The organism is Streptomyces sp. NPDC059454, from assembly GCF_042749965.1.
In the GTDB taxonomy this organism is placed as follows: domain Bacteria; phylum Actinomycetota; class Actinomycetes; order Streptomycetales; family Streptomycetaceae; genus Streptomyces.
Map to the genome: position 1 here is coordinate 1 of NZ_JBHYVC010000084.1, position 12181 is coordinate 12181.

Annotated in this window: 8 protein-coding genes and 1 riboswitch; of the genes, 7 read left to right on the top strand and 1 reads right to left on the bottom strand. The window is 74.0% G+C overall.

All coding sequences use genetic code 11. The features are described 5' to 3' along the window. Window positions 1-251 precede the first annotated feature (251 nt). Window positions 252-392: riboswitch (cobalamin riboswitch) on the top strand. Between the two features lie 120 nt (window positions 393-512). Genes ACFXAE_RS33525 through cobI form a run of 7 tightly spaced genes read left to right on the top strand, consistent with a single transcriptional unit; the run spans window position 513 to window position 11399 of the window. Further along, window positions 513-1454 (top strand): cobalamin biosynthesis protein, encoded by a 942-nt coding sequence (locus tag ACFXAE_RS33525; RefSeq protein ID WP_384722595.1) that lies wholly within the window; start codon window positions 513-515, stop codon window positions 1452-1454. Next, window positions 1451-2962: a cobyric acid synthase gene (locus ACFXAE_RS33530; protein ID WP_384722598.1), complete on the top strand. Its 1512-nt coding sequence runs from the start codon at window positions 1451-1453 to the stop codon at window positions 2960-2962. The genes ACFXAE_RS33525 and ACFXAE_RS33530 overlap by 4 nt, the downstream gene beginning before the upstream one ends. Further along, the gene (cobN, locus tag ACFXAE_RS33535; RefSeq protein WP_384722601.1) at window positions 2959-6612 is read left to right on the top strand and encodes a cobaltochelatase subunit CobN; all 3654 of its coding nucleotides are present in this window, start codon (window positions 2959-2961) and stop codon (window positions 6610-6612) included. The genes ACFXAE_RS33530 and cobN overlap by 4 nt, the downstream gene beginning before the upstream one ends. Beyond that, window positions 6609-8618 (top strand): putative cobaltochelatase, encoded by a 2010-nt coding sequence (locus ACFXAE_RS33540; protein ID WP_384722604.1) that lies wholly within the window; start codon window positions 6609-6611, stop codon window positions 8616-8618. Before cobN ends, ACFXAE_RS33540 begins: the two co-directional genes overlap by 4 nt. Beyond that, the gene (gene cobO / locus ACFXAE_RS33545) at window positions 8618-9217 is read left to right on the top strand and encodes a cob(I)yrinic acid a,c-diamide adenosyltransferase (protein ID WP_384722607.1); all 600 of its coding nucleotides are present in this window, start codon (window positions 8618-8620) and stop codon (window positions 9215-9217) included. The genes ACFXAE_RS33540 and cobO overlap by 1 nt, the downstream gene beginning before the upstream one ends. Further along, on the top strand, window positions 9211-10671 hold the full coding sequence (locus ACFXAE_RS33550) for a cobyrinate a,c-diamide synthase (protein ID WP_384722610.1): 1461 nt from the start codon (window positions 9211-9213) through the stop codon (window positions 10669-10671). Before cobO ends, ACFXAE_RS33550 begins: the two co-directional genes overlap by 7 nt. After that, a complete protein-coding gene (cobI, locus tag ACFXAE_RS33555) occupies window positions 10668-11399 on the top strand; it encodes a precorrin-2 C(20)-methyltransferase (RefSeq protein ID WP_384722613.1) in 732 nt (243 codons plus the stop codon). Before ACFXAE_RS33550 ends, cobI begins: the two co-directional genes overlap by 4 nt. Before the next feature lie 17 nt (window positions 11400-11416). On the opposite strand, the gene ACFXAE_RS33560 is transcribed toward cobI, so the two are convergent. Beyond that, a complete protein-coding gene (locus ACFXAE_RS33560; RefSeq protein WP_384722617.1) occupies window positions 11417-12145 on the bottom strand; it encodes a ZIP family metal transporter in 729 nt (242 codons plus the stop codon). Between the last annotated feature and the right edge of the window lie 36 nt (window positions 12146-12181).

Here is a 12181-nt window from a genome sequence, read left to right on the forward strand (position 1 = left end):
CGGCCCCGCCCCCCCGCGCGCGCGCGGCGCGGCGCGGCCGCGCGCGCCGGGGGCGGCGCCCCCGCCCCGCGCCCGGGGGGGCCGCGGGGGGGGGGGGGTGGGGCGGGGGCCCCCCTCCTCCCGCGCCCCCCCCCCCCCCCCGCTCGCATGTGCGCGCCCCTGCCCGCGCCTCCCCGCCCGCGGTTCACCCACCGGAGCCCCTCTGTGGGCCTCAGCACACTTCAGCCTCGCAGGTCAACGGCAAGTTGACGGCCCTTCCGGGGCCGTGGTGGACTGCCTCAGCCACTACGGCGGCAAGAGAGGAAGCCGGTGCGATTCCGGCGCGGTCCCGCCACTGTCACCGGGGTGAACACCCCGGGAGCCAGGAACTCTCACCGCCGGTCTCGTCGAACCAGGGCGTGGACACCCTGAGTGAGGACATATCGCCATGCGCGGCTGCCTGCCGAGGTCGACCAGCGACACCCCGCCCCGCCCCGGGGCCGCTCCCTCCGGATTCTCGGCCGGCTGACCCCATGGGTGCCGATCGCGTGTTCGCGTACGGCGCCGCCGCCGGCCTCCTCGGCGACCTGCTGCTCGGCGATCCCCGCCGGGGGCATCCGGTCGCCGCTTTCGGGCGGGCCGCGGCTGCCGCGGAACGGGTGCTGTGGCGGGACGACCGGGGCCGGGGCGCGGTGCACACCGCCGTGTGCGTCGGCGGGACGGTCGCGCTGGGCGGCCTCGCCGCACGCCTCGTACGCTCCTCCCCCGCCGCCTCCGCCGCCCTGACCGGTGTCGCCACCTGGGCCGTCGTCGGCGGGACCTCGCTGGTCCGTGAGGCCCGCACCATCGGGCGGGCGCTGGAGGCCGGGGACGTCGAGGCGGCGCGGGCGCGGCTGCCGCACCTGTGCGGCCGGGACCCACAGGCGCTGGACGCCGACGGGATCGCCCGCGCGGTGGTCGAGTCCGTCGCCGAGAACACCTCCGACGCCGTGGTGGGCGCGCTGGTGTGGGGTGCCGTCGCCGGGGTGCCGGGCCTCCTCGGGTTCCGGGCCGTCAACACGCTGGACGCGATGGTCGGCCACAAGTCCCCCCGTTACCGCCGCTACGGCTGGGCCTCCGCCCGCCTCGACGACGTCGCCGGGTGGCCCGGGGCGCGGCTGACCGCCGTACTCGCCGCACTCGCGGGACCGGACCCGCGCGGGGCCGTGCGGGCGTGGCGCGCGGACGCGGACGCGCATCCGAGCCCCAACGCCGGGCCCGTCGAGGCGTCCTTCGCGGGCGCGCTCGGCGTACGGCTCGGCGGGACCCTCTCCTACGGCGGACGGGTCGAGCACCGGCCCGTGCTCAACGGCGGCGGACGTGCCGTCGCCGTGTCCGACATCGACCGGGCGGTACGGCTCTCGCGGCGGGTCGGCTGGCTCGCGCTCGGGGCCGGTGTCCTCGCGCGGAGCGTCATGAAGGGACGTACGTCATGAGCGGTGGGGGTCTGCTGGTCGCCGGGACCACCTCGGACGCCGGCAAGAGCGTGGTGACCGCCGGGATCTGCCGGTGGCTGGTGCGGCGGGGCGTGAAGGTCGCGCCGTTCAAGGCGCAGAACATGTCGCTGAACTCGTTCGTGACCCGGGAGGGCGCCGAGATCGGACGGGCGCAGGCCATGCAGGCCCAGGCCTGCCGGGTCGAGCCGACCGCGCTGATGAACCCGGTGCTGCTCAAACCGGGCGGCGAGCGGTCCAGCCAGGTGGTGCTGCTGGGCAGGCCGGTCGGGGAGATGAGCGCCCGCGGGTACCACGGCGGGCGGCAGCAGCGGCTGCTGGGCACCGTGCTGGACTGTCTGGAGCAGTTGCGGGGCACGTATGACGCGGTGATCTGTGAGGGGGCCGGCAGCCCGGCCGAGATCAATCTGCGGCGCACCGACATCGTGAACATGGGGATCGCCCGGGGCGCCGGGCTGCCGGTCCTGGTGGTCGGCGACATCGACCGGGGCGGCGTCTTCGCGTCCTTCTTCGGCACCGTCGCGCTGCTCTCCCCCAAGGACCAGGAGCTCGTCGCCGGGTTCCTGGTGAACAAGTTCCGGGGCGACGTGTCGCTGCTGGAACCGGGCCTGGAGATGCTGCACGGCCTGACCGGGCGGCGGACGTACGGCGTGCTGCCCTTCCGGCACGGGCTCGGCATCGACGAGGAGGACGGACTCAGGGTGTCCCTGCGCGGCACCGTACGGGAGTCCGTGGTCGCCGCGCCGGTCGGCGAGGACGTGCTGCGGGTCGCCGTGTGCGCGGTGCCGCTGATGTCCAACTTCACCGACGTGGACGCGCTCGCCGCCGAACCGGGCGTCGTGGTGCGGTTCGTGGACCGGCCCGAGGAGCTGGCCGACGCCGACCTCGTGGTCGTGCCGGGCACCCGCGGGACCGTACGGGCGCTTCAGTGGCTGCGGGAGCGCGGGCTCGCCCGGGCGCTGGAGCGGCGGGCGGCCGAGGGGCGGCCCGTGCTCGGGATCTGCGGCGGCTTCCAGGTCCTCGGCGAGCACATCGAGGACGAGGTCGAGAGCCGCGCGGGGCACGTCGACGGGCTCGGGATCCTGCCCGTGCGGGTGCGGTTCGCGCGGGAGAAGACCCTCACGCGTCCGTCGGGCGAAGCCCTCGGGGAGCCCGTCGAGGGGTACGAGATCCATCACGGGGTCGCCGAAGTCCAGGGCGGGGAACCCTTCCTGGACGGCTGCCGGGTCGGACAGACCTGGGGCACGCACTGGCACGGCTCACTGGAGTCGGACGGTTTCCGGCGGGCCTTCCTGCGCGAGGTGGCCGCCGCCGCGGGCCGCCGCTTCGTACCGGCCCCCGACACCTCGTTCGCCGCGCTGCGCGAGGAGCAGCTCGACCGGCTCGGCGACCTGATCGAACAGCACGCGGACACGGACGCGCTGTGGCGGCTCATCGAGTCCGGCGCGCCGCAAGGACTGCCCTTCATTCCACCGGGAGCACCCGCATGAGCACTGTGTTGTTGTTGTCGACCGCCGACACGGACCTGCTGGCGGCCCGTGCCTCCGGCACCCCCTACCGGATCGGCAACCCGACCCGCGTGGACGTGGCGGACGAGCTGCCCGCGCTGCTGGACGGGGCGGACCTCGCCGTCGTACGGCTGCTGGGCGGCAAGCGCGCCTGGGAGGACGGGCTCGCGGCGCTGAAGGCGTCCGGGATCCCGGCGGTGCTGCTCGGCGGGGAGGCCGTGCCGGACGCGGAACTCATGGCCGAGTCGACGGTGCCGGCCGGTGTGGTCGCGGAGGCACTGCGGTACCTCGTCGAGGGCGGCCCGGACAACCTCACCGAACTGGCCCGCTTCCTGTCGGACACCGTGCTGCTGACCGGCGAGGGCTTCGAGGAACCGCGGAAGATGCCGGAGTACGGCGTCCACGGCGAACGCGCCCTGGAACAGGGCCGTCCGACGGTCGGCGTGCTCTTCTACCGCGCCCACGAACTGAGCGGCAACACGGCCTTCGTGGACACGCTGTGCGACGCGATCGAGGCGCGGGGCGCCAACGCCCTTCCCGTCTACTGCGGTTCGCTGCGCGACACCGACCCGGCGCTGTACGAGCTGCTGGCCCGGGCCGACACCCTCGTCGCCACCGTGCTGGCGGCCGGCGGCACGCACGCCTCGCAGGCGTCGGCGGGCGGTGACGAGGAGGCCTGGGACATCGGGGCACTGGCCGATCTGAACGTGCCGGTGCTGCAGGGGCTCTGCCTGACGTCGTCGCGCGCCGCGTGGGAGGAGTCCGACGCCGCCCTGTCCCCCATGGACGCGGCGATGCAGGTCGCCATCCCGGAGTTCGACGGCCGGCTGATCACGGTCCCGTTCTCCTTCAAGGAGCAGGGCCCCGACGACGTCCCGGTGTACGTCGCCGACCCGGAGCGGGCCGCGCGGGTGGCCGGGATCGCCGTACGGCACGCCCGGCTGGGGCACAAGCCGAACGCAGAGAAGAAACTCGCGCTGGTCTTCACCGCGTACCCGACGAAGCACTCGCGCGTCGGCAACGCGGTGGGGCTCGACACCCCCGCGTCGGCGGTCCGGGTGCTGGACGCGCTGCGGGAGGCGGGGTACGCGGTCGACGGATACCCGTCCGACGGCGACGAGTTGATCCACCGGCTGATCGAGGCCGGCGGGCACGACGTGGAGTGGCTGACCGAGGCGCAGCTGGCCGCCGCGCCCGCGCGGGTGCCGCTGGCGGACTACCGGGCCTGGTTCGAGGGGCTGGACCCGGCGCTGCGGGACGGGATGCGCGAGGCGTGGGGCGAGCCGCCGGGGTCGCTGTACGTCGACGGGGACGACATCGTGCTGGCGTCCCTGCGGTTCGGGAACGTCGTGGTGATGATCCAGCCGCCGCGCGGCTTCGGGGAGAACCCGATCGCGATCTACCACGACCCCGACATGCCGCCCTCCCACCACTACATGGCCGCGTACCGCTGGCTGGAGAACAGCTTCGGCGCCGACGCGATCGTGCACATGGGCAAGCACGGCACGATGGAGTGGCTGCCGGGCAAGGGGCTGGGGCTGAGCGCCGGGTGCGCGCCGGACGCGGTGCTCGGCGAGCTGCCGCTGATCTACCCGTTCATCGTGAACGACCCCGGCGAGGGCACCCAGGCCAAGCGGCGCGGGCACGCGACGGTGGTCGACCACCTGGTGCCGCCGATGGCCCGGGCCGACACCTACGGCGACCTCGCCAAGCTGGAACAGCTGCTCGACGAGTACGCGCTGGTCTCCGACCTGGACCCGGCGAAGGCACCGGCGGTGCGCGCGCAGATCTGGACGCTGGTGAAGGCCGCCGAGCTGCACCACGACCTGCATGTGGACGACCAGCCGGACGACGACGCCTTCGACGAGTTCGTCATGCACATCGACGGCTACCTGTGCGAGATCAAGGACGTGCAGATCCGCGACGGCCTGCACATCCTCGGCGGCGGCCCGGTCGGTGAGCCGCGCGTGAACCTCGTCCTGGCGGTGCTGCGCGCCTCGCAGGTCTGGGGCGGGCGGGCGAACGCGCTGCCGGGTCTGCGGGCCTGCCTGGCCGGGCACTTCGGGCTGGTGGAGAAGGAGCTGCTGGCCGAGCCGGGCGCGCCGGTGAAGGTTCCGGCGGAGCTGACGGACCTGGTGGACGGCCCGGCGCGCACCGGCGCCGACGTGATCGACCTGCTGGAGCAGCTGTGCCGGCGGTTCGCGGAGGGGATGGAGGAGCGCGGCTGGGCGGCCGGCTCGGTTCCCTCGTTGGTCCGGGAGGTGCTGGGCACGGAACTCCCCGACGCGGTGGCCGTGTTGCGGTTCGCGTGTGAGGAGGTCGTGCCCCGGCTGGCCCGGACGACGGACGAGATCGGGCACATCCTGCGGGCGCTGGACGGCGGTTACGTCCCGGCGGGGCCGTCGGGTTCGCCCACGCGCGGGCTGGTCAACGTGCTCCCTACGGGGCGGAACTTCTATTCCGTCGACCCCAAGGCGATTCCCTCGCGGCTGAGCTGGGAGGTCGGGCAGTCCCTCGCCGACTCGCTGGTGCAGCGGTACCTGCAGGACACGGGTGAGTATCCGAAGTCCGTGGGTCTGACGGTGTGGGGTACGTCGGCGATGCGCACCCAGGGCGACGACATCGCCGAGATCCTGGCCCTGCTGGGGTGCCGCCCGGTGTGGGACGACGCGTCGCGCCGGGTGACCGGCTTCGAGGTGGTCGGGCTCGAGGAGCTGGGTCGGCCGCGCATCGACGTCACGGTCCGCATCTCCGGGTTCTTCCGGGACGCGTTCCCGCACGTGGTGGGGCTGATCGACGACGCGGTGCGGGCGGTGGCGGAGCTGGACGAACCGGCCGAGGCCAACTATGTACGGGCGCACGCCGACGAGGACACCGCCGAGCACGGCGACCGGCGGCGGGCCACGGCGCGCGTCTTCGGCTCGAAGCCGGGGGCGTACGGGGCGGGGCTGCTGCCGCTGATCGACGCGCGGAACTGGCGCTCCGACGCGGACCTCGCCGAGGTGTACGCGGTCTGGGGCGGTTACGCCTACGGGCGCGGGCTCGACGGGCGGGCGGCGCGCGGGGACATGGAGACGGCGTTCCGGCGGATCGCGGTGGCGGCGAAGAACGTCGACACGCGCGAGCACGACCTCGTCGACGCCGACGACTACTTCCAGTACCACGGCGGCATGGTCGCCATGGTGCGGCACCTGACGGGGGCGAGTCCGGAGGCGTACGTGGGCGACTCGGCCACACCGGACCAGGTGAAGACGCGGACGCTGGGCGAGGAGACGCACCGCGTGTTCCGCGCCCGCGTCGTCAACCCGCGCTGGATGGCGGCGATGCGCCGGCACGGCTACAAGGGCGCCTTCGAGATGGCGGCGACCGTGGACTACCTCTTCGGGTACGACGCCACGGCCGGGGTCGTGGACGACTGGATGTACGAGAAGCTCAGCGCGGAGTACGTCTTCGACGCGGAGAACCGGGACTTCATGAAGAAGTCCAACCCGTGGGCGCTGCGCGGCATCACCGAGCGGCTGCTGGAGGCCGCCGACCGCGGACTGTGGGCGGAGCCGGACGCGGACACGCTGGAGCGGCTGCGCGCCACCTACCTGGAACTCGAAGGCGATCTGGAGGGCGACGACCAGTGACCACCCCCTTTCCGTTCACGGCCGTCGTCGGCCAGGACGACCTGCGGCTCGCGCTGCTGCTGAACGCGGTCTCACCCGCCGTCGGCGGTGTGCTGGTGCGCGGCGAGAAGGGCACCGCCAAGTCGACGGCGGTGCGCGCGCTCTCGGCGCTGCTGCCGGAGGTCGCCGTGGTGCCCGGCTGCCGCTTCTCCTGCGACCCCTCGGCTCCGGACCCGGCCTGTCCTGACGGGCCGCACGAGAGCGGCGGCGGTGCCGCGCGGCCCGCCCGCATGGTCGAACTGCCCGTCGGCGCCTCCGAGGACCGACTGGTCGGTGCGCTCGACATCGAGCGGGCGCTGGCGGAGGGCGTAAAGGCCTTCGAGCCGGGGCTGCTGGCGCAGGCGCACCGCGGGATCCTCTACGTCGACGAAGTCAACCTGTTGCACGACCACTTGGTCGACCTGCTGCTCGACGCTGCCGCGATGGGCGCCTCGTACGTCGAGCGCGAGGGCGTCTCCGTACGGCACGCGGCGCGTTTCCTGCTCGTCGGGACCATGAATCCCGAAGAAGGCGAACTGCGGCCCCAGTTGCTGGACCGCTTCGGGCTGACCGTCGAGGTGACCGCCTCGCGCGAACCCGACCAGCGCGTGGAGGTCGTGCGGCGGCGGCTGGCGTACGACGACGACCCCACCGGGTTCGCCGCGCGGTGGGCCGAGGAGGAGGCCGCCGTACGGGCGCGGATCGTGGCGGCGCGGGAGCTGCTGCCGTCGGTGCGGCTCGGGGACGGGGCGCTGCGGCAGATCGCGGCGACCTGTGCGGCGTTCGAGGTGGACGGCATGCGGGCCGACATCGTGATGGCGCGTACGGCGACCGCGCTGGCCGCCTGGGCGGGGCGGACGGACGTGCTGGCCGAGGACGTGCGGCAGGCCGCGCTGCTGGCCCTCCCCCACCGGCGGAGGCGGAATCCGTTCGACGCGCCCGGTCTGGACGAGGACAAGCTCGACGAGACGCTGGAGGAGTTCGGGGGCGACGACGATCCCGACACCGACCCGGACGGGCCCGACGGGGGTGGCGGGCAGCCTCCCGCGGAGGGTCCGGAGAGTCCGGAGGGCGGTGGTGACGCGGAGGCCCCGGCCGAGGCCGGGGAAGCCGGGGAGGCCGGGCAGCCCGCGGGTGCCGGCTCCGGTGAGCGGTCCCCGGTGGGTGCCGCCGAGCCGTTCCGGACGAAGGTGCTGAGCGTCCCCGGCATCGGCCAGGGCACCGCCGGGCGGCGGTCGCGGGCCCGGACCGAGCACGGGCGGACGACGGGCGCGCGGCGGCCCAACGGTGCGCTGACCAAGCTGCACCTGGCGGCGACCGTGCAGGCGGCTGCGCCGCATCAGCGGGCGCGGGGGCGGTCCGGGCCGGGGCTGGTGGTGCGGCGGGACGATCTGCGGCAGGCGGTGCGCGAGGGGCGGGAGGGCAACCTCGTGCTGTTCGTCGTGGACGCCTCCGGGTCGATGGCGGCGCGGCAGCGGATGGGTGCCGTGAAGGGGGCCGTGGTGTCGCTGCTGCTCGACGCCTACCAGCGGCGGGACAAGGTGGGTCTGGTGACCTTCCGGGGGTCGGCGGCCGATGTGGCGCTGCCGCCCACGTCGTCGGTGGACGCCGCGGCGGCCCGGCTGGAGTCGCTGCCGACCGGTGGGCGGACACCACTCGCGGCGGGGCTGCTCAAGGCGCACGACGTGCTGCGGGTGGAGCGGCTGCGGGACCCGGCCCGGCGGGCGCTGGTCGTGGTGGTGACCGACGGGCGGGCGACCGGTGGGCCGGAGCCGGTCGCGCTGGCCTCGCGTGCGGCGCGGCTGTTCGCGGCCGAGGGAGTCGCCTCCGTGGTCGTGGACTGCGAGTCGGGGCCGGTGCGGCTGGGGCTCGCCGGGCGGCTGGCCGGTGAGCTGGGCGGCAGTGCCGTGACGCTGGACGAGTTGCGGGCCGACTCGATCGCCGGGCTGGTCAGGGACGTGCAGGGGACTTCGAGGAGGGCCGCGTAATGCCGAAGGGGCAGCCGAGTGTCGTACCCGATGACGGGCTGACGACGCGTCAGAGGCGTAACCGTCCGCTGGTCGTCGTGCACACGGGCATCGGGAAGGGGAAGTCGACCGCCGCGTTCGGGCTCGCCCTGCGGGCCTGGAACCAGGGGTGGCCGATCGGGGTGTTCCAGTTCGTCAAGTCGGCGAAGTGGAAGGTCGGCGAGGAGAACGCGCTGCGGGTGCTGGGTGCCTCCGGTGAGGGCGGGACCGTCGACTGGCACAAGATGGGTGAGGGCTGGTCCTGGGTCCAGCGCGACGCGCAGATGGACAACGAGGAGAAGGCCCGCGAGGGCTGGGAGCAGGTCAAGCGGGACCTCGCCGCCGAGACGTACAAGCTGTACGTGCTCGACGAGTTCGCCTACCCGATGCACTGGGGGTGGGTCGACACCGATGAGGTGGTGTCCGTGCTGCGGGAGCGGCCGGGGACGCAGCACGTGGTGATCACGGGACGGAACGCGCCGGAGAAGCTGGTCGGGTTCGCCGACCTCGTGACCGACATGTCCAAGGTGAAGCACCCGATGGACGTCGGGCAGAAGGGGCAGAGGGGCATCGAGTGGTGACCTCTGTTCCACGGTTGGTGATTGCCGCGCCCTCGTCGGGGAGCGGCAAGACCACCGTTGCCACGGGGTTGATGGCCGCGCTGTCCGCGCGGGGGTTCGCCGTGTCCGGGCACAAGGTGGGGCCCGACTACATCGATCCCGGGTATCACTCGCTGGCCACCGGGCGGGTGGGGCGGAACCTCGACGCGTACCTGTGCGGTCCGGAGCTGGTCGCTCCGCTGTTCGCGCACGGTGCGCGGGGGTGTGACGTCGCCGTCGTCGAGGGTGTCATGGGGCTGTACGACGGGGCCGCGGGTGAGGGCGAACTGGCGTCCACCGCGCAGGTGGCGAAGTTGCTGCGGGCGCCGGTCGTGCTCGTCGTGGACGCGTCGTCGCAGTCGCGGTCGGTGGCGGCGCTGGTGCACGGGTTCGTGAGCTGGGATCCGGAGGTGCGGGTCGGGGGCGTGATCCTGAACAAGGTCGCCTCGGACCGGCACGAGGGGTTGTTGCGGGAGGCGCTGGACTCCGTCGGGGTTCCTGTGATGGGGATTTTGCGGCGGGCCGCGCAGGTGGAGACGCCGTCTCGGCATCTGGGGCTGGTGCCGGTCGCCGAGCGGGGGTCCTTGGCTGTCGAGGCCGTTGCGGCGATGGCCGCGCAGGTGGCCGACGGGTGTGATCTGTCGGCGTTGGTCGCGCTCGCGCGGGGTGCGGGGTCGTTGGCGGGTGCGGCGTGGGAGGCAGGTGAGGCTCTGGCTTCCTCGCCCCCGCCGCCCCTTCCCTTCCCGGCCCTGGGGGCTGCGCCCCCGGACCCCCCTTCGGCCCTGAACGGGCCTCGTCCTCACACGCCGGACAGGCTGGAGAGTGCCGGACGGGCTGTCAGGGTTGCCGTTGCCGGTGGGAGCGCCTTTACGTTCTCCTATGCCGAGCACGCCGAGTTGCTGACCGCCGCCGGGGCCGAGGTCGTCACCTTTGATCCCTTGCGGGACGAGGAGTTGCCCGAGGGGACCGCCGGGCTGGTCATCGGTGGCGGGTTTCCCGAGGTGTACGCCTCCGAGCTGTCCGCCAACGAGTCGTTGCGGAAGGCCGTTGCCGAGCTGGCGCTGAGCGGTGCTCCCGTCGCGGCCGAGTGTGCCGGGCTGCTGTATCTGTGCCGGGAGCTGGACGGGTCGCCCATGTGCGGGGTGCTGGACGCCTCCGCGCGGATGTCGGAGCGGCTGACCCTTGGTTACCGGGACGCCGTGGCCGTGAGCGACGGTGCGCTGGCCGCCGCCGGGACGCGGATGCGGGGGCACGAGTTCCACCGCACCGTCGTCGAGCCCGGCGCCGGGATGCGGCCCGCCTGGGGCGTGCGGGCGCCCGAGCGGCGCGTCGAGGGATTTGTGGAGCGCGGTGTGCACGCGAGCTATCTGCACACGCACTGGGCGTCCGAGCCCGGTGTCGCCCGTCGGTTCGTGGAGAGGTGCCGGACGTCATGAGCAGCAGGCTGATCGGGGTCGGGGTGGGGCCCGGGGACCCGGAGCTGGTGACCGTGAAAGGGGTCAACGCGCTGCGGGCCGCCGATGCCGTCGTGGTGCCGGTCCTCGACTCCGGTGAGCGCGGGCGGGCCGAGGCGACCGTGCTGCACTACGTGCCCGCCGCGAAGGTCGTCCGGGTGGTGTTCGCGCTGAACGAGCGGACCGACCGGGCGCGGCGCGAGGCGGCCTGGGACGCCGCCGGTGAGCGGGTCGCGGGGCTGCTGCGGGAGCACGGGTCCGTCGCCTTCGCGACCATCGGGGACCCCAACGTGTACTCGACGTTCACCTATCTCGCCCAGACCGTCGTGGAGCTGGTGCCGGGCACCGTCGTCGAGACCGTTCCGGGGATCACCGCCATGCAGGATCTGGCGGCACGGTCGGGTGCGGTGCTGACCGAGGGGACCGAGCCGCTCACGCTGGTTCCGGTGACCGCGGGGGCCGCCGTGCTGAAGGAGGCGCTGGCCGGGCCCGGGACCGTCGTCGCCTACAAGTTCGGGCGGCAGGCCGGTGAGGTCGCCGAGGCGCTGCGGGAGACCGGGCGGATCGGGGACGCGGTGTGGGGGTCGGCGCTCGGGCTGCCGGAGGAGTCGGTCCGGCCGGCCGCCGAGCTGGACGGGGCGCCGCTGCCGTACCTGTCGACGCTCATCGCGCCGCCGCGGCGTGACGGCGGGCGGGGCGGCAAACTGTGAGCCGGGCCGGGTCGTGCTCAGTGCGCGACGCCCACCACCAGCCAGATGAACAGCGCGCCCGCGATCGTGCACAGCAGCGTGGAGCGGGCCGGGTGCTCGTGGTGGGCCTCCGGCAGGATCTCGGCCGCGGCGAGGTAGAGCAGCGCGCCGCCGAACAGGCCGAGGTAGCCGCCGAGCAGCGGTTCCGGGAGGGTGAAGAACAGCGTCGAGGCGGCGCCGGCCACCGGTGCCACCGCGTCCGCGAACAGCATCATCAGCGCGCGGCGGCGGGCGTTCCCGTAGACGCGCGTGAGCGTGTACGTGTTGAAGCCGTCCGCGAAGTCGTGGGCGATCACGGCCACCGCGACGGCGGCACCCATGCCGCCGCCGACCTGGAAGGCGGCGCCGATCGCCACGCCGTCCATGGCGCTGTGGCCGACCATCGCGGCGGCGGCCGTGAGGCCCACCTCGGGCGTGCGGCCGTCGCTCTCCTCGGCGCCGTGCGCGGCCTGCCGATGGGCCAGCAGGCGTTCCACCAGATGGGCCAGCAGGAAACCGGCGACGAAGAGCAGCAGCGCCGCGGGGACGCCGTACACCTCGGTGCCGGCCGCCTCCAGGGACTCCGGGAGGAGTTCGAGGCCGACGACGCCGAGCATCAGGCCGCCTGCCAGGCCCAGCACCAGGTGGCGGCGGTCGGTCACGCGGTGTGCCGACCAGCCGCCGGCCAGCGTCATCAGGAACGCGCCGAGCGCGACGAGGACCGCCATGTGCTCTTCGTATCCGATCGGCGCCCGTCCGCGCAC

Coding starts and splice junctions, on each gene's coding strand:
- ACFXAE_RS33525 (WP_384722595.1), top strand. CDS start 513: ATGGGTGCCGATCGCGTGTTCGCGTACGGCGCCGCCGCCGGCCTCCTC.
- ACFXAE_RS33530 (WP_384722598.1), top strand. CDS start 1,451: ATGAGCGGTGGGGGTCTGCTGGTCGCCGGGACCACCTCGGACGCCGGC.
- cobN (WP_384722601.1), top strand. CDS start 2,959: ATGAGCACTGTGTTGTTGTTGTCGACCGCCGACACGGACCTGCTGGCG.
- cobO (WP_384722607.1), top strand. CDS start 8,618: ATGCCGAAGGGGCAGCCGAGTGTCGTACCCGATGACGGGCTGACGACG.
- cobI (WP_384722613.1), top strand. CDS start 10,668: ATGAGCAGCAGGCTGATCGGGGTCGGGGTGGGGCCCGGGGACCCGGAG.
- ACFXAE_RS33560 (WP_384722617.1), bottom strand. CDS start 12,145: ATGGCGGTCCTCGTCGCGCTCGGCGCGTTCCTGATGACGCTGGCCGGC.